General features: G+C 51.2%; 25 protein-coding genes and 2 tRNA genes. 19 read left to right on the top strand and 8 right to left on the bottom strand.

Features of this window, described 5'->3' with window-relative positions:
• Nucleotides 1-1169: 1169 nt before the first annotated feature.
• The 7 genes from pyrR to pyrE all read left to right on the top strand — a co-directional run bounded on the left by pyrR (nucleotide 1170) and on the right by pyrE (nucleotide 10070).
• Nucleotides 1170-1715 (top strand): bifunctional pyr operon transcriptional regulator/uracil phosphoribosyltransferase PyrR, encoded by a 546-nt coding sequence (pyrR, locus tag RW092_RS03650; protein ID WP_016311533.1) that lies wholly within the window; start codon nucleotides 1170-1172, stop codon nucleotides 1713-1715.
• A 1-nt stretch (nucleotide 1716) separates the two neighbouring features.
• Nucleotides 1717-2628, top strand: a complete 912-nt coding sequence (locus RW092_RS03645; protein ID WP_016311534.1) for an aspartate carbamoyltransferase catalytic subunit — start codon at nucleotides 1717-1719, stop codon at nucleotides 2626-2628.
• A 91-nt stretch (nucleotides 2629-2719) separates the two neighbouring features.
• Nucleotides 2720-4027, top strand: a complete 1308-nt coding sequence (locus RW092_RS03640) for a dihydroorotase (protein ID WP_316009569.1) — start codon at nucleotides 2720-2722, stop codon at nucleotides 4025-4027.
• A 51-nt stretch (nucleotides 4028-4078) separates the two neighbouring features.
• Nucleotides 4079-5215 (top strand): glutamine-hydrolyzing carbamoyl-phosphate synthase small subunit, encoded by a 1137-nt coding sequence (gene carA, locus RW092_RS03635; RefSeq protein ID WP_016311536.1) that lies wholly within the window; start codon nucleotides 4079-4081, stop codon nucleotides 5213-5215.
• A gap of 4 nt (nucleotides 5216-5219) precedes the next feature.
• Complete coding sequence (gene carB, locus RW092_RS03630) at nucleotides 5220-8432, top strand: carbamoyl-phosphate synthase large subunit (RefSeq protein WP_316009568.1); 3213 nt, start codon at nucleotides 5220-5222, stop codon at nucleotides 8430-8432.
• Between the two features lie 224 nt (nucleotides 8433-8656).
• A complete protein-coding gene (pyrF, locus tag RW092_RS03625) occupies nucleotides 8657-9424 on the top strand; it encodes an orotidine-5'-phosphate decarboxylase (protein ID WP_316009567.1) in 768 nt (255 codons plus the stop codon).
• Nucleotide 9425: 1 nt separating this feature from the next.
• Nucleotides 9426-10070, top strand: coding sequence for an orotate phosphoribosyltransferase (pyrE, locus tag RW092_RS03620; RefSeq protein ID WP_028539787.1), 645 nt, complete (start codon nucleotides 9426-9428; stop codon nucleotides 10068-10070).
• Between the two features lie 139 nt (nucleotides 10071-10209).
• On the opposite strand, the gene RW092_RS03615 is transcribed toward pyrE, so the two are convergent.
• Nucleotides 10210-11805, bottom strand: a complete 1596-nt coding sequence (locus tag RW092_RS03615) for an S-layer homology domain-containing protein (protein WP_028539788.1) — start codon at nucleotides 11803-11805, stop codon at nucleotides 10210-10212.
• Between the two features lie 255 nt (nucleotides 11806-12060).
• Here RW092_RS03615 and RW092_RS03610 point away from each other — a divergent pair, with 255 nt between their 5' ends.
• From RW092_RS03610 to RW092_RS03575, 8 genes are all read left to right on the top strand, one after another.
• A complete protein-coding gene (locus tag RW092_RS03610; protein ID WP_016311541.1) occupies nucleotides 12061-12909 on the top strand; it encodes an ABC transporter ATP-binding protein in 849 nt (282 codons plus the stop codon).
• Complete coding sequence (locus tag RW092_RS03605) at nucleotides 12872-13972, top strand: efflux RND transporter periplasmic adaptor subunit (RefSeq protein WP_028539790.1); 1101 nt, start codon at nucleotides 12872-12874, stop codon at nucleotides 13970-13972. Before RW092_RS03610 ends, RW092_RS03605 begins: the two co-directional genes overlap by 38 nt.
• On the top strand, nucleotides 13972-16869 hold the full coding sequence (locus RW092_RS03600; RefSeq protein ID WP_316009566.1) for an ABC transporter permease: 2898 nt from the start codon (nucleotides 13972-13974) through the stop codon (nucleotides 16867-16869). The genes RW092_RS03605 and RW092_RS03600 overlap by 1 nt, the downstream gene beginning before the upstream one ends.
• A 3-nt stretch (nucleotides 16870-16872) precedes the next feature.
• Nucleotides 16873-17757, top strand: a complete 885-nt coding sequence (locus RW092_RS03595) for an ABC transporter ATP-binding protein (RefSeq protein WP_016311544.1) — start codon at nucleotides 16873-16875, stop codon at nucleotides 17755-17757.
• A complete protein-coding gene (locus RW092_RS03590; protein ID WP_127575424.1) occupies nucleotides 17754-19250 on the top strand; it encodes an ABC transporter substrate-binding protein in 1497 nt (498 codons plus the stop codon). The genes RW092_RS03595 and RW092_RS03590 overlap by 4 nt, the downstream gene beginning before the upstream one ends.
• A gap of 129 nt (nucleotides 19251-19379) precedes the next feature.
• On the top strand, nucleotides 19380-19559 hold the full coding sequence (locus tag RW092_RS03585; protein ID WP_139817567.1) for a hypothetical protein: 180 nt from the start codon (nucleotides 19380-19382) through the stop codon (nucleotides 19557-19559).
• A 61-nt stretch (nucleotides 19560-19620) separates the two neighbouring features.
• Nucleotides 19621-19694: transfer RNA gene (locus RW092_RS03580), tRNA-Met, on the top strand.
• 13 nt (nucleotides 19695-19707) lie between these two features.
• Nucleotides 19708-19781 (top strand) — tRNA-Ile (locus tag RW092_RS03575).
• Nucleotides 19782-19903: 122 nt separating this feature from the next.
• On the opposite strand, the gene RW092_RS03570 is transcribed toward RW092_RS03575, so the two are convergent.
• The 6 genes from RW092_RS03570 to RW092_RS03545 all read right to left on the bottom strand — a co-directional run bounded on the left by RW092_RS03570 (nucleotide 19904) and on the right by RW092_RS03545 (nucleotide 23444).
• On the bottom strand, nucleotides 19904-21064 hold the full coding sequence (locus RW092_RS03570) for a site-specific integrase (protein ID WP_316009565.1): 1161 nt from the start codon (nucleotides 21062-21064) through the stop codon (nucleotides 19904-19906).
• 9 nt (nucleotides 21065-21073) lie between these two features.
• On the bottom strand, nucleotides 21074-21940 hold the full coding sequence (locus RW092_RS03565; RefSeq protein ID WP_316009564.1) for an ImmA/IrrE family metallo-endopeptidase: 867 nt from the start codon (nucleotides 21938-21940) through the stop codon (nucleotides 21074-21076).
• Nucleotides 21941-22018: 78 nt separating this feature from the next.
• Nucleotides 22019-22165, bottom strand: a complete 147-nt coding sequence (locus RW092_RS03560) for a hypothetical protein (RefSeq protein WP_316009563.1) — start codon at nucleotides 22163-22165, stop codon at nucleotides 22019-22021.
• A gap of 74 nt (nucleotides 22166-22239) precedes the next feature.
• Nucleotides 22240-22470: a zinc ribbon domain-containing protein gene (locus RW092_RS03555; RefSeq protein ID WP_316009562.1), complete on the bottom strand. Its 231-nt coding sequence runs from the start codon at nucleotides 22468-22470 to the stop codon at nucleotides 22240-22242.
• A 34-nt stretch (nucleotides 22471-22504) separates the two neighbouring features.
• A complete protein-coding gene (locus RW092_RS03550) occupies nucleotides 22505-23026 on the bottom strand; it encodes an SHOCT domain-containing protein (RefSeq protein WP_316009561.1) in 522 nt (173 codons plus the stop codon).
• Nucleotides 23027-23066: 40 nt separating this feature from the next.
• On the bottom strand, nucleotides 23067-23444 hold the full coding sequence (locus tag RW092_RS03545) for a helix-turn-helix domain-containing protein (RefSeq protein ID WP_316009560.1): 378 nt from the start codon (nucleotides 23442-23444) through the stop codon (nucleotides 23067-23069).
• Nucleotides 23445-23602: 158 nt separating this feature from the next.
• On the opposite strand from RW092_RS03545, the gene RW092_RS03540 reads away from it, so the two are divergent.
• Together RW092_RS03540 and RW092_RS03535 are read left to right on the top strand one after the other, a co-directional pair.
• Nucleotides 23603-23842, top strand: a complete 240-nt coding sequence (locus RW092_RS03540; protein WP_316009559.1) for a helix-turn-helix transcriptional regulator — start codon at nucleotides 23603-23605, stop codon at nucleotides 23840-23842.
• Nucleotides 23843-23878: 36 nt separating this feature from the next.
• Nucleotides 23879-24040 carry a hypothetical protein gene (locus RW092_RS03535; RefSeq protein WP_316009558.1) on the top strand — a complete coding sequence of 54 codons (162 nt, stop codon included), beginning with the start codon at nucleotides 23879-23881 and terminating at the stop codon, nucleotides 24038-24040.
• Here the strand turns inward: RW092_RS03535 and RW092_RS03530 are convergent.
• Entirely contained in the window at nucleotides 24033-24248 is a 216-nt protein-coding gene (locus RW092_RS03530) for a hypothetical protein (RefSeq protein WP_316009557.1), read from the bottom strand. The two genes, RW092_RS03535 and RW092_RS03530, sit on opposite strands and share 8 nt — an antisense overlap.
• A gap of 241 nt (nucleotides 24249-24489) precedes the next feature.
• On the opposite strand from RW092_RS03530, the gene RW092_RS03525 reads away from it, so the two are divergent.
• Both RW092_RS03525 and RW092_RS03520 read left to right on the top strand, forming a co-directional pair.
• Nucleotides 24490-24783, top strand: coding sequence for a hypothetical protein (locus RW092_RS03525; protein ID WP_316009556.1), 294 nt, complete (start codon nucleotides 24490-24492; stop codon nucleotides 24781-24783).
• Nucleotides 24784-24788: 5 nt separating this feature from the next.
• Nucleotides 24789-25034 (top strand): hypothetical protein, encoded by a 246-nt coding sequence (locus RW092_RS03520; protein WP_316009555.1) that lies wholly within the window; start codon nucleotides 24789-24791, stop codon nucleotides 25032-25034.
• Nucleotides 25035-25114: the final 80 nt, after the last annotated feature.

Below are 25114 nucleotides of genomic sequence, written 5' to 3'. Positions count from 1 at the left end.
CACGTATGAACTCAGTTGAACGAACTTAAAAGGACGCCGCCAGGCGTTTTTCTTAGATTTGCCGCCGCTGCTGCCACCGATGTGCCATGTGTGCAGAATGAAGGGGCAGAGTCCAATTGTGCTCTAACGCTTGCCAGAGTGCTTATTTGTGCGAAAAACGCAAAGTTTTACTTTTAACGCTTACCAGCAGCCTTATTGAGGCAAAAACAGCCTCTTTTACGATGAAATATCGCAAATAAGCTCTCCTGTAAGCGTTACGCCGCAGAATGCCCGAATTTTCCCCAAATAGCGTTTCTGTTAAGCGTTACAGCATACTTCCCTGAACTAACTGTGCCTGAGCTGGTGCTGACGATGGGTTTGGTGCCTTGCTACAAGAGATGCTGCAGATGCTGGCTAGTACCAATCGATTACATACTGGTAAGGGTGTAGGTTCGGAGTCCGCTTTTATTCTAACGCCTGCCAGAATGCTTATTTCGGAGAAAAGCGCCAAATTTTCATTTTAACGCTTACCAGCAGTCTTATTTAGGCTAAACCCACCCCATTTGCACTCAAAAATCGTAAATAAGCTCTCTCCTAAGCGTTACGTTTCCATGGGGCCCCTTTTTCGCCAAATAGCGCTTCTGATCAGCGTTACACAGCAAGTACCATGCACTATTAGTGATCTTGCTGCCCACCATTCCCCAAACATCCCGGTTAAATATTCAACATGTTAGGAAATTTATGCAGGGATCTGGCGGGGAGAGCACACGGGTTAAACGGCTTCAGATCAAGGATAAGCCGGGGAAACTAACTGTTGAATAAATATTACATTGAATGTATAATTATTAACAACCGCATCACAGCAGGCTTCACACGGGGGAAGAATCAACCTCAGTATCGGTAGGTTACAAACTCGGCAGGGTGTCTTGACAGGCTATTTTCATTCTGTCATAATTCATGTAAACCATAAGCACCTTTAATTCAGTCCCGTGAGGCTGGCAAGGTAACGTGAGTGGGGAAATGGGCGAACTGCGCTTATTTAAGTCGGTTCTCTGTGCCCAAATCCTACATGATAGTCATAGGTACACTATGGCTGAAGACTCCTTGCCTGGATTTACGGGCAGGGAGTTTTTTTATGCGCCTATCACGGACCGATGCAAGGTGACCCTATCCCTAAGGAGGTCGCAGCTGTGAGCAACGAAAGTCATATCATTATGGACGAAACCGCGATTCGGAGGGCACTGACAAGAATTGCACATGAAATTTTGGAACGCAACAAAGGCATCGAGGGCTGTGTATTGGCCGGCATCAAAACCAGAGGAGTTTACCTCGCAAAACGGCTGGCTGAGCGCCTGGAGAGTATTGAAGGAACCGCAATTCCATGGGGCGAGCTAGACGTAACAAACTACCGCGATGACAAAGTGGAGGCTACTCAAGGGGCGGCCAAAGCCACGTTCCCGGTCTCGATTCAAGGCAAAAAAGTGATCCTGTTCGACGATGTTCTCTACACAGGCCGTACGATTCGTGCAGCCATGGACGCGATCATGGATTGCGGTCGTCCGGAGTCGATCCAGTTAGCGGTACTCGCTGACCGGGGACATCGGGAACTGCCGATCCGAGCTGATTATGTTGGCAAGAACGTACCGACATCGCGATCGGAAGAAATCGAAGTGCTCTTGACCGAGCATGACGGCACTGATCTGGTTCGCATCCTGCATGCACGGGAGGGGAACTGAGATGGCGCTGACTGCAACCGCACTGAAGGAACGCAGCCTCCTCGGGCTGAAGGATTTAAGCGCAGCGGAAATTTCCTCGATTCTCGACCGGGCTGGCTACTGGGATGCCAAGGAAGAGAAGATGATTCCGGTGTTGAAAGAGCACTTTGTTGCGAATATGTTTTTCGAAAACAGTACGCGCACCCGCTTCTCATTCGAGATGGCGGAGAAACGGCTGGGTGCCCAGGTGCTGAACTTCGCGGCAGCCGCCTCTAGCGTAGAGAAAGGCGAGTCGATTTACGACACAGTTCGCACCTTGGAATCGATGGGCATTGACGCTGGAGTCATCCGGCTGAAGCCGATCGGAGTGCTGGAGGAGCTGGCGAAGCGGGTATCCATACCGCTGGTAAATGCCGGGGACGGTAACAATGAGCACCCGACGCAAGCGCTGCTGGATCTATATACGATGAGACAGCATTTCGGGGAACTCGTCGGGCTAAAGGTATCGATTATCGGAGATATCAAGCATAGCCGGGTGGCACGTTCGAATCTGTGGGCGCTGCAAAAGTTCGGTGCCGAAGTGAAGCTGTGCGCGCCGGACAATATGCAAGCACCGGAGCTGAGCGCGTATGCGCCTTACGTTCCGATGGACGAAGCGCTTTGCGCCGATGTGGTGATGATGCTGCGAGTGCAGCTGGAACGCCACGTTGGCGGGCTGATTAAGTCGGCCGAAGAATATCGACTGCATTACGGCTTAACGGAGGAGCGGGCCGCGAGCCTTGCACCGCACGCGCTGATCATGCACCCGGCTCCAGTGAACCGGGGCGTGGAGATCGACGATGCGGTGGTGGAACACCCGCAATCCCGCATCTTCAAGCAGATGCAAAACGGAGTTCCGATCCGCATGGCGGTTCTGGAACGCGCATTGCTCTAGCAAATGAGGGGGAGCGCCTGTAGCTTAGGCGACGGGCAATGGACGTTATTTTTCGGATCGTACTTCAAAATCAGCGGGAGGAGAAATCAGAATGCGGCTTGTCGTAATCAATGCCAAGATCTTAAACGAACAAGGGGAACAAGAAATCGCTCAAATCGTCATCGAGAACGGAGTGATCTCGAACATCGAGAAAACAGGAAGCTTCAAGCAGCTAGTCGCTGAGGAAGGGACACAGGTAATCGATGCAGGGGGCAGACTGGTCACTCCGGGATTTATTGATATGCACGTCCATCTGCGGGAACCGGGATTTGAACATAAAGAAACGATCGAAACCGGTTCGCGTTCAGCAGCGAAAGGGGGATTCACCACCATCGCTTGCATGCCAAATACGCGGCCGGTGACCGACAATCCGGATACGGTTCGCTATGTGAAGGAGAAGGCGGAGGAAGCTGGGCTGGTGAACGTGCTGCCTTATGCGGCGATCACCAAATCTGAGCTGGGTCGCGAGCTGACCGACTTTGCTGCTTTGAAGGAAGCCGGTGCGATTGGTTTCACCGACGACGGCGTAGGCGTACAGAGCGCACAAATGATGAAGGATGCGATGCGTCAAGCGGCTGCGCTGGGGATGCCGGTAATTGCCCACTGCGAAGACAATTCGCTGGTGGAAGGCGCGCCGGTGGCTGAAGGGGAATTCGCCCGCAAGCACGGACTGAAAGGGATCCCGAACGAATCGGAGGCGATTCATGTGGGGCGGGATATTTTGCTGGCGGAAGCGACCGGGGTTCACTACCATGTGTGCCACGTGAGCACGGAGCAGTCGATCCGGCTGATTCGTCAAGCGAAGCAGCTCGGCATTAACGTGACCGCAGAGGTGTGTCCGCACCATCTGGTGTTATCGGAGGCGGATATTCCCGGATTGGATGCCAATTGGAAAATGAACCCGCCGCTGCGCTCCCGCCGAGATGTGGAAGCCTGCATCGAAGCGCTGGAGGACGGCACGATCGACATCATCGTCACCGACCATGCTCCGCACAGTGAAGAGGAAAAAGCAAAAGGCATGCAGCTGGCACCGTTTGGAATCGTTGGTTTTGAGACAGCCTTCCCGCTGTTATATACGAAGTTTGTGACAACTGGCCGTTGGAGCCTGGAGATGCTGGTGCAGCGTATGACAGCAGACCCGGCTCGTGTGTTTGGTCTAGAAACCGGACGGTTGGTTCCAGGCGCTCCGGCGGATCTGACGATCGTTGATCTGGACGCGGAACGCACGGTGGATCCTGAGACCTTCGCCTCGAAGGGACGCAACACCCCGTTTGCCGGTTGGAAGCTAAAAGGCTGGCCGGTCGCCACAATCGCCCGTGGAAGACTGGTATGGAATGATGAACTAGAACTGACCCGTTAACGGGCGGATAAGAAAATGTAGTTTAGCTTATGGATAAAGGAGTGCTTCAGGATGCAGGCAAGACTATTGTTGGAGGACGGCACGCTGTTTACCGGAACCTCATTCGGAGCGGAAGGAGAGAAAACAGGCGAGGTCGTTTTTAATACGGGAATTACGGGGTACCAAGAGGTGCTGTCCGATCCATCTTATTGCGGGCAAATCGTCACGATGACGTACCCTCTGATCGGGAACTACGGCATTTCGCGCGATGACTTTGAATCGATTACGCCGTCGATCCACGGGTTTGTGGTTCGCCGCTATGAACCAACCCCAAGCAACTGGCGGGCGCAGTACAATTTGGGTGACCTGCTGAAGGAATACGGAATTCCCGGCATTGCCGACATCGATACGCGCATGCTGACGCGACTTATCCGCCATCAGGGAACGATGAGAGGGATTTTAACGACCTCCAATAAATCGGTGGAGGAATTAAAAGAAATGATGCTGGCAACCAGCATCGCCGAGCTGCGCAACCAAGTGGCGCAAACCTCGACGAAGCATGTGTACAGCAGTCCGGGTTCGAAGGAACGTATCGTGTTGGTTGACTTCGGTGCGAAAAGCGGTATTTTGCGCGAGCTGAACAAACGCGATTGCGACGTCGTGATCGTCCCGCATGATACGACTGCGGATGAAATTCGCCGCCTGCATCCCGACGGGATTCAGCTGTCCAACGGACCGGGGGACCCAAAAGACGTACCGCATGCGGTGAAGATGATTTCTGAACTGCTTGGTGAGTACCCGATCTTCGGCATTTGCCTGGGCCACCAGCTGTTTGCCCTCGCCTGCGGCGCCGATACGGAAAAGCTGAAATTCGGCCATCGCGGCGGGAACCACCCGGTGAAAGAGCTGGCTACCGGCCGCTGCTATATCACATCGCAAAATCATGGATACACCGTAAACGAAGCATCCATCGCTGGGACGGAGCTGGAAGTTACCCATATTAACAACAATGATAAAACCATCGAAGGCTTGAAGCATAAGAAATACCCGGCCTTCTCTGTGCAATACCATCCAGAGGCGGCTCCGGGACCGTACGATAACAGCTACCTGTTCGACCGATTCATCGAGATGATCCGCGAGCACAAGCGGCAAAATCCGCAAAAGCCTCGCCAAGCCGAACTGATGGCCGCTGCGAAAGGAGAACTATAAACCTATGCCGATCAACAAAGACCTTAAGAAAATTCTCGTCATCGGTTCCGGACCGATCGTTATCGGTCAGGCGGCTGAGTTCGATTACGCCGGAACGCAAGCTTGCCAAGCGCTGAAGGAAGAAGGCGTCGAGGTGGTGCTGATCAACAGCAACCCGGCGACGATCATGACCGATACCAACATGGCCGACAAGGTTTACATTGAACCGATCACGCTGGAATTCGTCACGCAAATCATTCGCCAGGAGCGGCCGGACGGCTTGCTGCCGACGCTTGGAGGGCAGACCGGTCTGAACATGGCGGTGGAATTGGCCCGCGCAGGCGTGCTGGAGCGCGAAAATGTGAAGCTCCTTGGCACTCAACTGACGTCGATTGAGAAAGCAGAAGACCGCGACCTGTTCCGCGAACTGATGCGCGAGCTGGAGCAGCCGGTGCCGGAGAGCACAATCATCACTTCGGTGGAAGAGGCGCTGGATTTTGCAAGCGAAATCGGCTATCCGGTGATCGTTCGTCCGGCATATACGCTGGGCGGCACCGGCGGCGGGATCTGCGCTACAGAAGAGGAACTGCGCGAGACGGTGAAGTCGGGGATCCGTTACAGCCCGATTGGCCAATGCTTGATCGAGAAATCGATCGCCGGCATGAAGGAAATCGAATATGAAGTGATGCGCGATGCGAACGACAACTGTATCGTGGTCTGCAACATGGAAAACTTCGACCCGGTTGGTGTACATACCGGGGACAGTATCGTCGTGGCGCCAAGCCAAACGCTGTCTGACCGTGAGTATCAGATGCTCCGTTCGGCTTCGCTGAAGATTATTCGTGCGCTGAACATCGAAGGCGGCTGTAACGTCCAGTTCGCGCTCGATCCGCAAAGCTTCCAATACTACGTGATCGAAGTTAATCCGCGGGTCAGCCGTTCGTCGGCGCTTGCGTCCAAAGCGACGGGGTATCCGATCGCGAAAATGGCTGCCAAAATTGCGCTGGGCTACACACTGGACGAAATCATCAATCCGGTTACAGGGCAGACCTACGCTTGCTTCGAGCCGACGCTGGACTACATCGTCAGCAAAATTCCGCGCTGGCCGTTTGATAAATTCGTTCATGCCAACCGCAAGCTGGGCACGCAGATGAAGGCGACCGGCGAAGTGATGGCGATTGGCCGGACCTTCGAAGAGTCGATTCATAAAGCGGTCCGTTCGCTGGAGATCGGTACCCATCGCCTCTATCTGAAAGGCGTGGAGAACATCGACGATGAAACGCTGAAGACTCGCTTGATCAAAGCGGATGACGAGCGGCTGTTCCTGATCGCAGAAGCGTTCCGCCGCGGCTACAAACTGCAGCTCATTCATGATCTGACCGGAATCGACTGGTGGTTCCTTGATAAAATCGAGCGTTTGGTGGATTTCGAGAAACGGATTGCGGAAGAAGAGTTCTTTTCCTATGAAACGCTGTACGAAGCGAAGCGCTTAGGGTTTACGGACCGGGCGATCGCCGAGCTGCGCGCTGCCGGACAGCCGACAGGCACGCACACGACAGAGGCGGAAGTGAGAAGCTTCCGCAAGGAGCATGGACTGAAGCCGGTTTACAAAATGGTAGATACGTGCGCGGCTGAATTTGAAGCCTCCACGCCTTACTACTACTCGACCTATGAAACGGAGAACGAAGTCGTTCAAACGGACAAAGAGAAGATCGTGGTGCTGGGCTCCGGACCGATTCGGATCGGGCAAGGCATCGAGTTTGACTACTCGACAGTACACGCGGTTTGGGCAATTCAAAAAGCTGGATATGAGGCAGTAATCATCAACAACAACCCAGAGACGGTATCCACGGACTTTAACACGTCGGATCGCCTCTACTTTGAACCGCTGTTCTTCGAGGATGTCATGAATGTTATCGAAGAGGAGAAGCCGGTTGGCGTCATCGTCCAATTCGGCGGCCAAACGGCGATCAACTTGGCAGCACCGCTGCAAGCGGCGGGCGTTCGCATCCTCGGAACCTCGCTGGAAAGCATCGACGAGGCGGAGGATCGCAAGAAGTTTGAAGCGCTCCTGTCGAAGCTGGGCATCGCACAGCCGAAGGGCAGCACAGTAACCTCGGTAGAAGAAGCGGTTGGAACTGCTCAAGCACTGGGTTATCCGGTACTGGTAAGACCTTCGTATGTACTGGGCGGCCGAGCGATGGAAATCGTCTACTCCGACCAGGAGCTGCTGCGCTACATGGAAGAAGCGGTGAACATCAATCCGCAGCATCCGGTCCTGATCGACCGCTACATGCTTGGCAAAGAGGTAGAGGTCGACGCCATCAGCGACGGGGAAACAGTACTGATCCCGGGGATTATGGAGCATATCGAACGCGCTGGCGTTCACTCCGGCGACTCGATTGCGGTGTATCCGCCGCAGCATCTGTCGGCAGAGCTGAAAGAGAAGATCGTTGAAATCACGGTCAAAATCGCCCGCGAGCTGAAGACGGTAGGTCTGGTGAACATCCAGTTCGTCATCTACAACAACGAAGTGTATGTGATCGAGGTGAACCCTCGCTCCTCGCGTACAGTACCGTTCCTGAGCAAAGTGACAAACATACCGATGGCGAATGTTGCAACCCAGTGTATTCTGGGGGCGAAACTAAGCGATCTGGGCTACTCCAATGGCCTGTGGCCGGAAAGCCAGCAGGTTGCGGTGAAGGTGCCGGTATTCTCCTTCGCGAAGCTGCGTCGGGTAGAGCCAACGCTTGGTCCGGAAATGAAATCGACCGGCGAGGTCATGGGCCGCGATCCGCAATACGCCAAAGCATTGTATAAAGGCTTGATCGGCGCGGGAATGAAGATTCCTTCAACCGGGGCGATTATCGCTACGGTAGCCGACAAGGATAAACAAGAAGCGGTTGAGCTGCTTCGCGGCTTCTACCGCCTGGGGTACAAGATCATCGCTACCGATGGCACGGCTTCTGCGCTGATCGAGGCGGGTATTCATGTGACGACGGTTTACAAGCTGTCCGAAGGGGTGCCGAACATCCTTGATCTGATCCGGAACGGTGAAGCTCACTTCGTCATCAACACGTTGACGAAGGGCAAAGAACCGGAGCGCGATGGCTTCCGGATTCGCCGGGAAGCGGTGGAGAACGGCGTGGTCTGCATGACTTCGCTCGATACCGTTCGGGCGCTGCTGGAGATGCTGGAGACGATCAACTTCTCTTCCCAAGCGATGCCTGCACTTTAATCGCAGCGCTAACGGACACCAGAGACGTTATGGATCTGGTGTGAAGCAAATAACCATTCTAACGGACCGAGGAGACCTTATTTTGCTTAGATCGCAGCTGAGTGGCTCCATGAGGACTGAATAATGTCCATGGAGTCCGTTACAGCGGGAAATCGCAGGGAAATGCTCAAATAAGGTCTTTCAGGTCCGCTAGAGGACGAAGAATATGGCGGCTCGGAAGCAGAATGCTTCGGAGCCGCAAGCATGAATGGAGGAGAGCGGATTTGCGTTCATTTGAAGAAGCGGCCGGGAAGCTGATCGTGGGCCTCGACTTTCCTGATGCGGAGCAGGCGCGGAAGCTGCTGAAGGAGCTGGAAGGCATCCCTTGTTACATGAAGGTGGGGCTGCAGCTGTTCTATGCGGCGGGTCCGGAACTGATCCGGGAATTAAAGCAGCGGGGGTACTCCGTTTTTCTCGATGTGAAAATGCATGATATTCCCAACACCGTCAAAGGTGGTGCGAACAGCGTCACCAAGCTGGGCGTAGACCTGTTTAACGTGCATGCGGCCGGCGGGCTGGACATGATGAAGGCGGCAAAAGAAGGCGCACTGGCGGCGGTGGAAGCCGACCCGACGCTGACGATGCCAAAGATCATCGCGGTTACGCAGCTGACGAGCACCAGCAAGCAAGTGATGAATGAACAGATTGGCGTCCCGGGCGAAGTTGAAGCCTCCGTCGTACATTATGCGGACCTGGCCCGTTCGGCCGGTTTGGACGGAGTGGTTGCTTCTCCACTGGAAGTTACCGCAATTAAGGAGAAGTGCGGACAAGCCTTCCTGACGGTAACGCCGGGGATTCGTCCAGCGAACAGCCCCAAAGGTGATCAAACGCGTACGTTAACCCCAGGCGAAGCGATGGCGCAAGGCACGGACTATATCGTCGTTGCCCGTCCGATTATCGCTGCCCTTAACCCGCGAGAAGCCGCGGAGACGATCATTAAGGAGATGATGTAGCATGACCAATACCCAATCCGTCGAAGCGCAAATTGCCAGCAGCCTGTTAGAGATCGGAGCCGTTGCGCTTCGTCCGCATCAGCCGTTTACTTGGACTTCGGGGATCAAATCGCCGATCTATTGTGACAACCGTCTCACGATGTCCTACCCGCAGATCCGCGATCTGATTGCTGAATCGTTTGCTGCACTGATCCGTAAAGACTATCCGGAGGCCGAAGTTATCGCCGGAACAGCTACGGCCGGCATTCCGCATGCCGCGTTTACGTCGCAGAAGCTGGGGTTGCCGATGGCCTATATTCGCGATAAGGCCAAAGGCCATGGCAAGGAGAATCAAATCGAAGGTCTGATTAAACCAGGGCAGAAGGTGGTTGTCATCGAGGATTTGATCTCGACCGGCGGCAGCTCGATCAAAGCAGCACAGGCGGTGCGCGATGCGGGGGCAGAACCGTTGGCCGTGCTGGCGATCTTCAGCTATCAGCTCGATAAAGCGGTGCAGGCGTTTGCTGAAGCCGGCATCCCGCTGCAAACCTTGTCCAACTATACAGCATTGATGGATGTAGCTGTGCAGCGCGGGGATATTCAGCCGGAAGATCTGGAGCTGCTCAAGTCCTGGCGGCAGGATCCGGCTTCCTTCGGAAATGCCTAAGTACATCCATATGGTTATAACAGCCCCGTGAAGGGCTGTTTTTTTGTCTAAATATCAAAAGACCACCCCTGAGAAGCAACATCGCTTTGTCTCATAAGGTGGTCTTTATTATTACATATGATTTAGAAATGATGGCTGATTACTTAAATGAATACCCTGCGTATTTCTCCGCATTTTGAAGACTCGTCCAGATGTCCGGCGATTCACCGCCGATGTGCCAGTAAGCATAACCGGCCACTCCGAACTTCATGCCTAACCTCAGCTTCTCCGAGAGGGAGCGGGCATCCTCCAGCCAAATTTTGTGGAGCGTCCCGTTCTTGCGATACTCCATGGTGTACTGCCCTAATGTGTCGTTCCATTTTGGCTTCAGGCCGTATTGGTTCATCCGGTTATTTTGAGCGGCGAGGGTGATGTCCTCGGAAGACAACGTAGCCCCGGTGCTGCTTAGGCTCCAATCCCGCGTATACAGCGGCATCCCCATAATGAGTTGGTTGGAAGGGACTTGGGTGAGCAGTTTTTGCAGGTGATTGTCCACCCAGCCAAGCGATGCGATGGAACCGGCAGCAGCCCCGCCCCAATGCTCGTCGTAGGTCATAATGACCAGGTAATCGGCGCTCTTCGCCAGTTCTGCGTAATTATAGGCGTCCGACCAGTCAGTGTCGAGGTCCGGCGGTAAATCCACAGACAAGACGGCAGAGACGGAATGAAGCTCCTGTGCCAGTTTGGCGATAAAGGCCGTATACAAGCTGCGATCGGAAGCTGCGACATTTTCAAAATCGACGTTGATGCCATGCAGCCCATATTTTTGAACGTAGGACTTCAAGGTTTGAATCGCTTCGGAAGAAAGCGAACTGGAAGCCAGAAGCTTGTGCGTCGTTTCCTGATCAAATCGGTTTCCGATCATGGCCCAAACTTGTTTGCCGTTATTTTTCGCCCAGGTTACGAGCGAGGGAACGCTGGAATCAGAAAATTTGCCATTACTTTCGAGAAAAAACCACCGAGGCACCAGCACGTTCACATTCGATTGCAACACGGCTTTCTTGTAGGCTTCGGTTGACAGGCCGTATTGCCATCCTAGCTTGATGGTCTGATTCGTGCTGGCTGCGAGCGCATCGGTCCATCGGGTGTCCTGCAGCAGGCGATCCAGGATGACAGCGGTCTCCTGGCGGGTTATTGGCTGTGTTGGATGAAATACCCCGTCGCTTCCCTGCATCAACCCGAGCTCGGTAATGGAACTGACCGAAGGCTTGGCCCATGCCGCGATCATCGCTGCATCCTGATAATTGGAAGACGAATTGCCGGCGGCGTTTTGTTTTAAAGCACGAACGATCCATGAAGCGGCCTCCTGCCGGGTTAACGGCTGGTTTGGCTTAAAGATCCCGTCTCCCAAGCCGTTGGTAAGCCCAAGTTCCGTGGCGGCTTGGATTGTGCCATAGTACCAGGCGGTTTTGGGGACATCGCGATAAGCGGGGATAACGGATTTGGCCGGTTCCACCTTAAAGATGCGCGTCAATGTAGTCATAAACTCGGCTCGGGTAATGGAGCGGGTTGGAGAAAATTCAGAACCTGAGGTTCCTTTCATTACATTGTTCGCATTTAAACGGAGGATGGCATCTTTAGCATAGCTGTTTGAAATGTCGTTAAAAGGAAGATCGGCAGCGACCGGCTCTTGCCGAAGCACGACATTGGTGAATAAGAGCGTCGCCGTGAGCAGGATGGGGATCATTTTCTTCATGAAATATTAGTTCTCCTTGCCGAAATTAGTAGAATCCTCCTTAATTCTAACAGAATTGTAACCATGCATCAGCGCGAAAAATCTGGTAAAAAATTAACGATTTCGTTAATGAGCTTGTAACTTTTTGCCATCGTATTTCGTTTATAATGCAAGACGTGAATGTATTGCTAGACAAGGCCAATTAGACCAAGAAGTCCAAGAAGAGGAAGCAGAAGAGGAGAAGCACAATTTAGGGAAATGGGAGACCGATACACAATGATGCGATGGCTTCGCAAGAAAGAAAAAGTCGAAGTTCAGCCCGGAGCTGATTCTCCGGTACCGGAAAGTGCGGAGGGGGAGACCGCCGCTGCCGCGGAGAAGACGGCATTAGCAGAAGCAGATGCCGAGGTTATTGCAGCCCATGTTGTACAGAAGGAGGAAGAGAAGGAGACCGGACCTATTTTGTCGGTCAAAGACGTTCGCCGATCATTTCCGGTGGGCGGAGGAGAAATCCAGGTATTGAAGGGAATCAACATGGAAGTGCTCTCAGGCCAGCTGGTCATGCTTAAAGGCCGTTCTGGCTCGGGCAAAACGACATTGCTCAACATGCTTGGCGGATTGGATCAGCCGACTTCCGGTGAAATCTGGTTCCGCGGTCAGCCGCTTCATGAGCTGAACGACGATAAGCGTACCCTGCTGCGTCGGAATCAGATCGGCTTTATTTTCCAGGCCTACGCCTTGCTGCCGTTGCTCTCCGCTTGGGAGAATGTCGAACTGTCGCTGCGTATGGCGGGAGTTCCCCCTCAGGAATGGAAGCCGCGCGTTAAGCATTGCCTGGAGCTTGTTGGACTCGGAAAACGGATGTTTCACCGCCCGTTCGAGTTGTCCGGGGGCGAACAGCAACGGGTGGCCATCGCCAAAGCGATTGCCCATCGCCCCAAGCTGTTGTTGGCGGATGAACCAACGGCCAACCTCGATTCGCAAATGGGAGCACAAGTCATGGCAGTATTCAAGAACATCATACAGACCGAACGCGTGACGATCTGTATGACTACTCACGATCCTACAATCCTGGAGGTAGCGGACCATGTTTACGAAATGGTGGATGGCAAATTTATCGAATAAAAAAGGGGGGATAAGGCTTGTTCGAACGCTGGGGGTATTCGCTCTGTCCCTGACGTTAATTGCGTCCACAGGCTGCGCCCTGCTGCCGGACGAAGAGGCGGAGGAGGACCTGCCGGTGATCACGCCGCCGACAATCTCGAAGAAGCCGGAGTATGAGGTGCGCACGGAGACGATCGAGCTTAGCGTCAGTGCGGTTGGGAAGATCATGAGCCAGCGCGAGGAGCCGTTATTTTTCACAGAGGATAATCTTCACGTGAAGGAAGTGCTCGTTAAGGCAGGCGACAAAGTCAAGCAAGGCGATGCTCTCATTCAATTGGATGTCGAAGATTTGCAGAAGGAATTACGGAAGAAGAAGCTGGAGTTCCGCAAGCAGGAAATCTCTATGAAGGAGCTGCTGCGTACGAAGGACGAGAAGGACCCGATCGAATTTGAGGAGGCCTCGATCGTCTTTGAGGAACAGCGTCAAGAGCTGGAGGATTTGGAGAAGACGATCGCTGACGGCACACTCCGTGCGCCGTTCTCCGGAACGATCATTTCCGTCTCCGTCCAGAAAGGAGCCGCGATCAAAGCATATGATACGGTAGCCGTGTTGTCCGACACGTCTTCGTTGGTCGTGGCAGCTCAGTTTGCCAAGGAGGATTTAGAAAAGATTGCCGTTGGTATGAAAGCCAAGGTTGATATTAATGCGATGGGCGTATTCGACGGGAAGGTGAAGGTCATGCCAGTGGATTCAGGATCGTCCGACGACAATAACGGCGGCGGAGGCGGCAAACCTCCAGAGAAAGATACGATCGATAAGTACCTGATCGTGGAACTGGACAAATGGCCGGAGGGACTTGAACGTGGACGGCCGCTCAGCGTGTCCATTGTAACGGAACGCAAGGAGAACGCGGTGCTGATTCCGATTTCCGCCCTGCGGACGATTGGCTCGCGCACTTATGTTCAGGTGGTAGAGGAAGACGGTTCGAAACGTGAAGCCGATGTTGAGGTAGGTTTGCAGACCTCGACCGACGTGGAAATTGTTAAAGGACTCACGCCGGGGCAGAAAGTAGTGGGTCGTTAATGGGACTTCCTTTATTACGTTTATTGTTCCGCAAAATGTGGAACACGAAATGGCTGACGTTAAGTACGCTATTGGGCCTCATTGTCGCGGTCTCGTTCACGGTCAGCATTCCGATGTATTCCGACGGTTCGCTGAAGCGGGTCGTTGCAACCACCCTGCAGGCGGAGAGCGAAGGGCTGCCCGCCGGTTCGTTGATCATGAGCTATCAGGCGCCGGGTGGTACCAAGACGGATTTGAATGCACTATCCGCCGTCAATCAATACATTGTTGACGAGGTGCCGGGGCAAATTGGCTTCCCGTTTGACACCTACGTGAACATCAGATCCATCCGCAGTACGGAGGTATTTCCGGAGGACCCGACTAAGGTTGACGCGAGCCGAACGCGGACGATGTCCATCGTATCCATGAGCGGTTTACAGGACCATGTGGCAATTTCCGGCGGCCGGATGTATTCTGATCAAGGCGATGGCGATACGCTTGAGGCTTTGATGCTGGAAGAAGCGATGTACCGGCAGGATCTGCACGTCGGTGACGTGATGGAGTATCCGGTGTACAGCGGTGTGGACGTGACGCTTAAGGTGAAGATCGTGGGCACCTTCCAGCCGGAGAACGAGAATGACCCGTACTGGTATCAAGGCTTTGAAGGGATGATGAACACTTTCTACATCTCGGATCAAGCCTTTAATGAAGGCCTGTTGAATCGATTATCGATTCCGCTGCATAGCTCCAGCTGGTATTACGCTTTTGATCTCGGTGAGATCAAGACGAGTCAGCTGTCACCGCTCTCAGATACGCTGGAGCGGTTGAACGTAGAGTTATATCAGAAGCTGAAAGATACGAAGGTGGACGTCTCCTTCGGCAGTCTGCTGGGAGACTTCCGCAAGCAAAGCCTGCAGATGCAGACGCTGTTGTTTACCCTGGCGGCACCGATGATTGCCATGGTGTTCTATTTTATTGTGATGAACGCTCGCCAGGCGCTCGACAAACAGCAAAGCGATATCGCGGTTCTGCGCAGCCGCGGAGCTTCTACGAAGCAGATTATTTTCATCTATTTATTTGAGAGCCTGATTCTTGGCGCGGTTGCACTCATCGCAGGTCCATTGCTCGGCTGGTTTATGTCGAAGAGCATCGGCTCGGCAGACGGCTTTCTGACGTTCGTGAACCGCAAGTCCATTCCGGTAGGTTTTAATGCCGATGCTTTGGTATTGGGAGCGGTAGCGGTTGTGATCGCGATCTTATCGACGCTGTGGCCGGCAATTTCCTTCGCCCGCTCCTCGATCGTCAAGGCCAAGCAGAAGCAAGCGCGCTCCGATCGGGCGCCATTTTGGCAACGTTGGTTTATCGATATCGTCTTGATGGCGATTTCGGGTTATGGGTACTACCTGTTTAATGAACGGCAAATGCTGACGTTCCAGACAGGAATGACGACGGATGAGCTGCAGGTTCAACCGTTCCTGTTCTTCGTTCCTGCGCTCGCCATTTTCTCCATTGGACTATTTTTCCTGCGGGTGTTCCCGTGGCTGCTGAAGCTGATCGGTTGGATCGGCAAAAAGTGGCTGCCGGTTCCTTACTATTTAAGTTTGACGCAACTGTCCAGGTCGTCTTCTTCCTATTATCCGTTGATGATCCTGCTCGTTCTGACGCTGGGTCTTGGGGTATATAACGCTTCAGCCGCACGGACAATCGACCTGAATTCGACGGAGCGGACGCTCTATAAATATGGAGCAGATGTGATCATGCGAACGGTATGGGAAGGCACGCCGGAAATCACTCGTCCTTCTCAAGGAGGCTCCGGCCAAGGTCAAGGCGGCGGTCCGGGAGCTCCAGGCGGCGGGAACCCAGGTGGAGCACCTGGCGGCGGCCCAGGAGGCGGAGGGCAAAATCCTACCCCGTCTAAACTGATCTATTCCGAGCCCCCGTTCGAAATCTTCCGGAGGTTGGACGGCGTCGAGCATGCGGCACGTGTGCTTCAAACGAAGGGGAACATCATTATCTCCGGTCGTTCGGCAGGCCAAGGGAATGTGATGGGGATCGACAATGTCGATTTTGCCAAAGTGGCCTGGTTCCGGAACGATCTGTTCCCAACGCATCCCTACCATTATTTAAATTTTCTCGGGATGAACGAAAGTGCAGCTTTAGTCCCGTCGAACTTGGCGGAGAAGTATAAGCTGAAGCCGGGCGACGTGTTTACGGTTGCCTTGGGTGAGCAAGCGGTGGAATTTGCCGTATACGGAATTATTCCGTATTGGCCAAGTCAATATCCAGATCAAACACCGTTTATTATTGCGAATTTGGATTATATTTACGATCAAGTTCCGCTTATTCCTTATGAGGTCTGGCTTAAGATGAAGCCGGGGGCTAAGGTCGCCCCGCTGATTCCGAAGCTGGCGGATCAAGGAATTGAGCTTTATTCGGTTGATGATGTTCGCAGCGAATTGGCGGCGCAAAGCAAGCATCCGACCCGGGGAGGCGTATTTGGGATCCTAAGTCTCGGTTTCCTCGTCTCGGTCATCGTGTCGTTGATCGGGTATGTGTTGTACTGGTTTTTCAACTTATCGGGCCGGGTCGTCCAGTTCGGGATCCTGCGGGCGATGGGCTTATCCCGGAAACAGCTGACGTTCATGCTGCTGGCCGAACAGATCTTAACTGCCGGCTTATCCATCGTGCTCGGGATCGTCATCGGGAAGATTGCCGGCAAGCTGTACTTGCCGTTCCTGCAAACGGCGGATAATGTTACAACGCAGGTTCCGCCTTTCCGCATCGTATTTGATAACCAGGATACGCTTCAGCTTTATGTTGTTGTGTTCGTGATGCTCCTGATGGGAGCCGGCCTGCTGTTCTGGCAAATCCGGCGACTGCGTGTGCATCAGGCGGTAAAAATGGGAGAGGAGCGCTAAGAGATGATTCATTGCGAAGGACTCGTCAAGATTTTCAAATCCGAAGATATCGAAGTTGTGGCGCTCCAAGGCCTGAACTTAACCGTGGAACAAGGCGAAATGATGGCGATCATCGGCAACAGCGGCAGCGGCAAATCCACCTTGCTGAATATTCTCGGCGGGCTGGATCGCCCGTCTGCCGGCCAAGTTAACGTCGGGGGTTGGGATCTGCTGAAAATCCGCGATGACCAGCTGGTGGAATATAAGCGCAACACGGTTGGTTTCGTCTGGCAGAACAATGCCCGCAACTTACTTCCTTATTTGACAGCATTGGAAAATGTAGAAATGCCGATGCTGCTCACCGGGAAGCTGGACAGAGCCTATGCGAAAGAGCTGCTGGAGCGGGTTGGCTTAAAGGATCGGATGCATAACAAGCTGCATCAGCTCTCCGGCGGGGAGCAGCAACGGGTTGCGATTGCGATCTCGCTGTCGAATCGACCGAAGCTTCTGCTGGCCGACGAACCCACGGGTTCGGTCGACACGGCCACTTCTGATCAAATCATGCAAATCTTTCGACAAGTGAACCGGGAGTTGGGTATCACGGTTGTGATCGTCACGCACGATTTGAACCTGGCTGGGAAGGTGGACCGCGTGGTCGCCATCCGTGACGGCTTAACGAGCACCGAGTTCTTGAAGCGCAATCCGAATCTGGATTTGGCGGCAGCTGAGCTAGGCGGAGGATTGCAGGAGGTTCACGAAGCTTTTGTTGTGGTTGACCGTGTCGGACGTTTACAGGTTCCGAAGGAATATTTGGAATCCGTCGGAATCAATGGCCGAGCGAGCATGGAGTTTGACGGAGAGAAAATCATTATTACAGCACCTAAATCGTTGGAGGGGGATCCATCATGAGGTTTAAGAAATTACTGTCTGTATCGCTGGCTGCAACGCTGGCGTTGGGCCTGCTCGCCGGCTGTAACGGCAGCAAAGCGGCAGATCCTGAGCAGGAGAAAGTGCTCCGCATCGGCGTGCTTTACGGGGGATATGATGATTCTTATTTCCGTCAGCAGTATACCGATGTATATGAGTTTACGCACAATGTTCGTATCGAGGTTGTACCGGCCATCGACCAAAGCCAATATCGTTATCAGGATTACTCGCAGCCATACGTTCAGCCGGACTACCTGGATAGCATGAAGAAAATTATGACCGGCAGCAATCCGGTGGATGTCGTGGTCACCGATACTTCTGTATTAAATCAGCTGATCAAGGAAAATATGGTCAAACAACTTGATCCAATGATCCAGGAAGATAAATTTGACACGTCGGACTTCGTCCCAGCAGTTATTGACGGAATCAAGGATCTTGGGGAAGGCAGTCTGTATGCGTTAACGCCTTCGTTCTCCTCCTCCGCCTTGTTCTATAACAAGAAGCTCTTTACGGACGCTGGGGTAGAACCGCCTACCGATAATATGACTTGGGACGATATCTTCAATTTGGCTCGCCGTTTGGCGAAAGGGGAAGGGAAGGACCGGGTTTACGGTTTCGCGTTTAGCCGGTACCTCGGAAGCGACCCGTTCTGGGATATGCAGAGCAACTATGTCAACTCGCTGCAGCTCAAAACCTTTGATGATAAAGCGGAAACGATGACGGTTAATACCCCGCAATGGACGAAGGTCTGGGAAACCATCAGCAAGCTGGCGAAGGATAAAATCATTCCGGACAGTAACAGCGGGATGATGGACGGCGAGTGGAACCCAGTTACAAGCGACCTGTTCCTCTCCGGTAAAGTTGCAATGACGATTGGTGAGAACTATTACGTCAATGAAATTACGGATGCCAACAACAACGCTTCGAAAATTAAGAACTTTACTCCTGTGGATTGGGATGTCGTCACGGTTCCGGTCCATCCTGAAAAACCGGGGATCGGGGGAAGTATTTGGCTGAGCAATACGTTTGCCATTAATAGTGCTGCTCCAAACGCCGAGACCGCTTGGGACTTCATTAAATTCATTAATGGCGAGGATTGGGCGAAGCTGAAGTCTCGCAGTAACTCCTATGAAATGCTGGCTCGCAAATCGTACATCCAACCGAAAATGGGCTTGGATTACAATATTCAAGCATTCTATTTACTGAAGCCGACGCCGCCAACGGATCCGAAGCAAGAAAAACTGATGAGCGAAAAACCAGGACTATACAGCGTAACCGACAGCGGACGCAGGTTCTTCCAAGAGGTGTTGGAGAATAAGAAAACACCGGCGGAAGCGCTCAAAGAATGGGAAGAGAAGGGCAACAAGATGCTGCAAGAAATTAAAAACAATCCAAAAACCCAATTCCAGGAGGATGGTACGCCATTTGTTCCTGAGGAAGGGGCGGCAGCAGGCGGAGCCATATTTAAGGGGTAAGCCGAGGTTTGCATTGAACACCAAAAAATTACCATATAGATTTAGGGCCGCTGGATGAAATCCGGCGGCTTTTTTTGTTAAGGTTGGGCATTCTATAGACATGAACAATTTGCTCTAATTCACGAAAGGATGGACGAAACAATCATGCGTTGGGTATACTTCAATAAACTGTATCGAACGAAATTCCAAGCGGGATGTCTCGCCCGGCGGTTGGAGCAAGACGGTTGGATCTATGGTTTTGATGATATGCGGCAAATCGAAATTTTCCGATCGCGCAAGGGCAAATACGGCGTGCGATTTATTCCATAATCTTAGACTTGACGTGCCCTGCGAGAATCGTGTATATTATTGATTGTCGCCAATTTAATGACGCGGGGTGGAGCAGCCCGGTAGCTCGTCGGGCTCATAACCCGAAGGCCGCAGGTTCAAATCCTGCCCCCGCAATCCAAGTTCTCCCGGGCCCTTAGCTCAGTTGGTTAGAGCGGTCGGCTCATAACCGATTGGTCACAGGTTCGAGTCCTGTAGGGCCCATAAGTGCGAAACCCCTTGCTGCGCAAGGGGTTTTTGCTTTGTTTGGTATTGATAGAGTTGTCCGATAATCGATCAAAAATGACCGGAAATTTCGATTTGCTAACGCATTTGCTAACGACAGCTTAAATTTCCGGAGAAGTTTCAGATTTTACGGTGTGTTTCTTGAGCTCGGCTTCGATACGATCTACAGCTTCGTCTTGCATCGTGGGGAGCAGGTGAGAGTATCGCTCGTTGAACATTGCCGGGGTCATACCGAGACGCTCTGCAGCTACTTTGGGATTGATGCCGATTTTGAGAAGGAATGACGCGTGAGTATGACGAAGGTCGTGGAAACGTATCTTCTTAACGCCAGCTTTCCGGACGAGCACTTCCATTCCTTCCGTAATCCGTTTTGGCTTAATGTAACCTCCAGAAGGGTAACAGCAAACAAGGTCGTTATCCTCGTAAGCATCGCCATACTCCGCTTTTAGCTTTTGAACCTGCTCATATCGCTCCTGCAGGTCGTCTATGACGGCTTGGAATAGTTTTACCCTACGGATGGAGTTGTTTGTCTTTGGACGCTGAATAACGAGCCCTGAGCGCGTCCAGTTGGCTGTCTGTATGACCTTGAGTTCTCTGTTTTCAAAGTCGATATCCTTCCAGCGAAGTCCGAGAATTTCACCTCGTCGCATTCCCGTGTAGATGGCCAGAGAAAAAACAATATAATGAACATGACCTTTCGAAGATTCCAGGAACTTGGTAAACTCTTCGACGGACCAAAACTGCATTTCCTTCTGTTCATTTGCATTGACCTTGCTTCGCATGGAAACCTTACTCATAATATCCTCACTTAACAATCCTGATTCGGTATATGCGAGGCGCAGCGCTCTCTTGAGCACGCCGTGTATATTTTTCACGTATTCCTTTGAGTATGTCTTCCGCAATTCCGCGTAAAAAGCTTTGATTGCCCGCGGAGTGAGCGCCTGGAGACGGATCTTACCCAGTGCCGGGATAATACGTGCTTCGATGATCGTCTTCTCCGTGTCGTAAGACGTCGGTTTGAAGTTAGGCTTAGCATGCGTCTCCAGATATTCCTGAAGGTATTCTCGAACGGTGATTTTCGATTCATCCACGTGCTGCCCTTTTTCGATTTCAGCGATCTTCAGGTGGCATGCTGTCCAAGCTTCCTTCTCAGTTTTGAACCCGCCTTTTGATTTTTGCCTCCGCTCACCAGTCAGCGGATTTGGCGGCAAATCAATCACATAGGTATAGGTTTTTCCTCTTTGATAAACGTGACCTTTCATAATTTCCTCCTAAAACGCCCCATGGAAGTGCAGGACTTCCTCGATCTCTTTCATCTGAATCACAAACTTATGTACTGCATTCCGATATCTTGCAGCCAAATTACTCAGTCGTACGCCTATTTTGTCGTCCCGTACGGTCATGTCGGCGAAAAGCACCGGTTTGCTGTCATCAAATACCTCCAGCTGGTTCTCTTCGATCCGTTCGAATGGTCCGTCCGGAGAAAATGTGATCTCCTCGTGGTTGAATAGCGTCTCAGGATCTACTTCCACAATCAATTGCGATGGAGCGTCGAATTCACCGGTTGGATCATAATAAGCGTAAATTTTTGTTTCAGGCGGTGGTGTGTCAGTAGACTCGTTGTACTTTTTAAGACCGTGTTGCTTTGCGGCCGCCATCAGGATACCTTGAAATTCGCGTCGCTGGACTTGCTCCAGACGTTCCTTTGCCAGTTTCAAGGGTACGTCGAAGGTTGATGCTAGGTAGGTTATGGCATCGTTCTGATACACTGGTAAGCTAAGCTTTTCAATCATGTAGAAAGGCATTGAAGCATAGAGAAGAAAGGCATTTGCCTCAGCTTCCTGAGCCTCACGAAATAGCTCCGGCATCTTCCGTTGATCACCGACATGTCGGAGCACATGACAAAGCTCATGAAAGAAAATCATACGGATGCGGGCTGGGCTCTCCCGTTCATCCAGGATAATGACACCTTCACGATTATCCGAAAAGGATTTGCAGGAATCAAAGTGGACTTCGACGCCGAATATTTCAGCAATTCGAACGATATTGAGATCTTTTGGTGTCTCTATATGATTCAATTGATAATATTCATAAATCCATTGTTCAAGCACGGTTTCGTGATAATGGGAAAATTTCACAAACGATCACCTCTGGTGCAGGAATGTATGTTCGGTTTTTGTTGCTAAAGAAAAGCCGTTTCCGGCTTGTTAATAAAGTTATGAGTTCTTATCTTTGGGCTTGTCCTTCTTCGATGCGATGTAGCTTACGATGCTTGGATTGGGCGCAGCCCCTTCTGATTTGATGATGATCGGTTGGGGGTTGTCTCGGCTTCCGGCTCCATTGAATACACCGATTCGGATCATGGGAATATCCTCCTTCAAAAGAATGTATGTTCGGTTTGTTGGTGGAAAATAAGAGCCCCTTGGGCTCGGAAATGCTACTTACTTAAGGCAATGATTGAAATAATGATGACAATAATCAAAAGAGGGTAGAGAATGACAGCACGAGCTGTTTTTTGACTACTTTTGATCATCCGGCCAACATCAGTTTCTACAGGCCCTCTTTCCGTCGGATTAGTTAAATCACTACCACAGTGCTTACATTTTATCGCTTCATCCTGAATCTCTTCTGCACAATAAGGGCACTTCTTCATATTTTTCGCCACCATAGATAATAATCCCCATCGGCTGGGGGACTTGCTGTTATATTTGTGAAAGAAGCTCAGCTTTCTTTTTCTCGTACTCTTCAGCTGAAATTAGATTTCGTTCTTTTAGCGAAGCAAGTTTTTCTATTTTTGAGAAGACATCATCGTCTTCTTTAGCTACAGCAACTGGTGCGATTATCTCTGTAACATGATCAGCTTTATCTCGTTGTTTATAAATCAATTGTTCGATACGCAGAAAGTGTTCGTAATTTGAACGTATCATGACAGTATTTTCGTCCTTAGCATAGTCAAATGCTGTACTGTAACGTTTTGTTCTATCACCGCTGCCGCTTGCAATAATTTGAAAATGGCCGTTTGTAATCAAATTTGGTTTTCGAATCTCAATTGAAGAAATACTCTTAATAGCGTATGTTTTTACAACCTTCTTCTCCAAAAAAGAACCACGAACGAGATAAACTGTGTTTGCTGTAACTGCAATTAGTCCGTTAACACCTTCGACAAAATCTATAACTTCACGTTTATTGACCCTCTCAAATAATAAGGCTTGCAATTTTGACATTTTATATCCTCCGACTTTTCCTCATCGGCTGAGGTAATTGCTATTTATGAGAGTCCTTTTCCTTTGAAGCAGCTTCGGCAGCTCTTCGTTTCATTTCACGGTATCTTTCCAAGGCAGCTTCCATTTCGGCTATTTCGTCGGGAGTGTATTTTTCGGGGCCGCCAAAAAAAGAAAGTTCAGGAGCCTCAGGCTTTTTGCGTATCATCGATCTACCGTGCAAATAATCAGTGTCTACATCAAATATGTCTGCTAGCCTATTTAAGGTTTCCATAGGAGGTTGTTTTGTTCCGTTTTCGTACGCAGTATATGTAGGTCGGGCAATACCGAGGAGATCAGCAACATATTCTTGAGTCCATTTCGGATCTTTCCTCTTAAGAGCTTCCCTTTCAGCTTTAAGCCTTTTTGCAAAAATCTCCATAATATCAACACCAACTTATCAAAGATAGCTTAATTATAATGTTCCTGAAAGAAACTTAAAATAAATGTTCCTAAAAGACACAAAAAGTATTGACACGTTCCCGTTAGTAACATATTATTAAATTACAAAGTTACTTAAAGGAACATGGAGGTGATCTGATGAGAACTTGGCTCAAAAAACTAAGAGAAAACGCAGGCTTCACTCATGAGCAAGTCGCGGATGGAGCAAAGCTTTCTCGCAGTTACTACACAAACATTGAGAATGGTCTTAAAACTCCATCTGTGAAGGCGGCGAAATCAATCGCAAGAGTATTAAATTTTCAGTGGGAACTTTTTTTTAATGAAAAATGTTCCTTTAAAGAACAAAATATAGAACTTGAGCAGAAGGAAGTTGTCTAACCAACCACGACCATCATAGGGAAGGAGGTGGGGTTGGTGGATATTAAGAGCAAAGCATCAATAACAGCCAGTGTTCTAATGGATTGGATTCAGGAGCGTTGTGTGAATGGAACCTCCAGCGAAGAGTTGCGAATCTTGCCGGAGGTAATCAGAGCAACTGCAGAATTGATAAAAACAGCAGAGCCAAAGGTTAATTGAAAATGCTTCTGATCTTTGATGCGATTTCGTAGAAGCTTTCTGTTTGAACATTCTCAGCGGATTCAACAGCCTGACGAATGATGATGTAAGCGTGGCCGACTTCAGTAGCCAGCGATTTGTTGTACTGTTCGCTATTCGTGTGGTCTGTTGTTTTCAATCGATTGACGATAGAAAGAGTCAATTCTTTAGCAATTTCATCTTTAGTCATAGAATTCACCTCCTTTCTGCGATGTGATCTGGACAACCTCATTTTAGCAGAAATTAGGAGGTACAACACGAAGGAGGAATCAACTTGGAATACAGTCTATATGACATTAAAGAGATCCGGGAAACTCGTGACCCAGATGAAGTCAATCGGCTTCTATCTGAAGGTTGGAAGCTCAACTATGTGAGCCACGAACCAAGTCGTAGCCGCTACGTCCTCGCTAGATTCGAATAGGAGGGAGATCATGGCAAGAGCACTAAAAACACCTTCTACATTGGCGGATGCTTTGAGACTGGCCGCGGAGTTGGCCGAGCGTAACGAGAAACTGGAGAAGGAACTGCGTGAGCTACAATCATCGCAGTACCCGGAGGTTCTTCAATCAAAGCACATCCTCGAATTGATGGGTTGGTCGAAGACCACATTGAGCTTTGCAGCTAAGGATCCGACTTTCCCGCATTTGGACGGAGCACGTAAGAAGGGAGAGTCCATTCGCTGTCTGAAATGGGAGTTTTACGAATGGCTTAAGTCTCGGAGGTGATGAGGATGCGATTAAAATGGATGCGCCAAACTTCGCGATCTGGACTAATCGCCGCGATCGTGACGCGGGTGACTGTAAAGGGAATATCAATGGAAGAAGCTCTGGTTGTATCGCTACCACACTACTCGGTTAACCCGGAAGCTTTATCGCAATTGGAACGTAAGCGGATCCTTCGGGATGCGCGGGACGGATTGAAGAGGATAGAAGAAACCCGCCGGGGCGGTACCGGCCGCCGGCGGATGAGGGGATGACAAGGGGGGATGTTGTTTCTCACAATTTCATAGTACAACGGCCCCCTGTCCAAAATCACCACACTTAATTGGACAAAGGA

The sequence above is a fragment of the Paenibacillus sp. 3LSP genome (assembly GCF_032465655.1).
Lineage (GTDB): Bacteria > Bacillota > Bacilli > Paenibacillales > Paenibacillaceae > Fontibacillus > Fontibacillus barengoltzii.
The sequence above is the reverse complement of the archived record's forward strand: the minus strand, read 5'-3'. Positions and strand labels throughout refer to the sequence as shown.

What these genes read in the sequence shown, in the direction of transcription:
- RW092_RS03585 (WP_139817567.1), top strand. Translation starts at nt 19,380, where the DNA reads ATGGACGAAACAATCATGCGTTGGGTATACTTCAATAAACTGTATCGA.
- RW092_RS03540 (WP_316009559.1), top strand. Translation starts at nt 23,603, where the DNA reads ATGAGAACTTGGCTCAAAAAACTAAGAGAAAACGCAGGCTTCACTCAT.
- RW092_RS03645 (WP_016311534.1), top strand. Translation starts at nt 1,717, where the DNA reads ATGGCGCTGACTGCAACCGCACTGAAGGAACGCAGCCTCCTCGGGCTG.
- RW092_RS03595 (WP_016311544.1), top strand. Translation starts at nt 16,873, where the DNA reads ATGATTCATTGCGAAGGACTCGTCAAGATTTTCAAATCCGAAGATATC.
- RW092_RS03590 (WP_127575424.1), top strand. Translation starts at nt 17,754, where the DNA reads ATGAGGTTTAAGAAATTACTGTCTGTATCGCTGGCTGCAACGCTGGCG.
- RW092_RS03555 (WP_316009562.1), bottom strand. Translation starts at nt 22,470, where the DNA reads ATGGTGGCGAAAAATATGAAGAAGTGCCCTTATTGTGCAGAAGAGATT.
- RW092_RS03545 (WP_316009560.1), bottom strand. Translation starts at nt 23,444, where the DNA reads ATGGAGATTTTTGCAAAAAGGCTTAAAGCTGAAAGGGAAGCTCTTAAG.
- RW092_RS03640 (WP_316009569.1), top strand. Translation starts at nt 2,720, where the DNA reads ATGCGGCTTGTCGTAATCAATGCCAAGATCTTAAACGAACAAGGGGAA.
- carB (WP_316009568.1), top strand. Translation starts at nt 5,220, where the DNA reads ATGCCGATCAACAAAGACCTTAAGAAAATTCTCGTCATCGGTTCCGGA.
- RW092_RS03615 (WP_028539788.1), bottom strand. Translation starts at nt 11,805, where the DNA reads ATGAAGAAAATGATCCCCATCCTGCTCACGGCGACGCTCTTATTCACC.
- pyrF (WP_316009567.1), top strand. Translation starts at nt 8,657, where the DNA reads ATGCTTCGGAGCCGCAAGCATGAATGGAGGAGAGCGGATTTGCGTTCA.
- RW092_RS03570 (WP_316009565.1), bottom strand. Translation starts at nt 21,064, where the DNA reads ATGAAAGGTCACGTTTATCAAAGAGGAAAAACCTATACCTATGTGATT.
- RW092_RS03530 (WP_316009557.1), bottom strand. Translation starts at nt 24,248, where the DNA reads ATGACTAAAGATGAAATTGCTAAAGAATTGACTCTTTCTATCGTCAAT.
- RW092_RS03600 (WP_316009566.1), top strand. Translation starts at nt 13,972, where the DNA reads ATGGGACTTCCTTTATTACGTTTATTGTTCCGCAAAATGTGGAACACG.
- RW092_RS03550 (WP_316009561.1), bottom strand. Translation starts at nt 23,026, where the DNA reads ATGTCAAAATTGCAAGCCTTATTATTTGAGAGGGTCAATAAACGTGAA.
- RW092_RS03520 (WP_316009555.1), top strand. Translation starts at nt 24,789, where the DNA reads ATGCGATTAAAATGGATGCGCCAAACTTCGCGATCTGGACTAATCGCC.
- RW092_RS03525 (WP_316009556.1), top strand. Translation starts at nt 24,490, where the DNA reads ATGGCAAGAGCACTAAAAACACCTTCTACATTGGCGGATGCTTTGAGA.
- RW092_RS03560 (WP_316009563.1), bottom strand. Translation starts at nt 22,165, where the DNA reads ATGATCCGAATCGGTGTATTCAATGGAGCCGGAAGCCGAGACAACCCC.
- RW092_RS03605 (WP_028539790.1), top strand. Translation starts at nt 12,872, where the DNA reads ATGTTTACGAAATGGTGGATGGCAAATTTATCGAATAAAAAAGGGGGG.
- carA (WP_016311536.1), top strand. Translation starts at nt 4,079, where the DNA reads ATGCAGGCAAGACTATTGTTGGAGGACGGCACGCTGTTTACCGGAACC.
- RW092_RS03610 (WP_016311541.1), top strand. Translation starts at nt 12,061, where the DNA reads ATGATGCGATGGCTTCGCAAGAAAGAAAAAGTCGAAGTTCAGCCCGGA.
- pyrE (WP_028539787.1), top strand. Translation starts at nt 9,426, where the DNA reads ATGACCAATACCCAATCCGTCGAAGCGCAAATTGCCAGCAGCCTGTTA.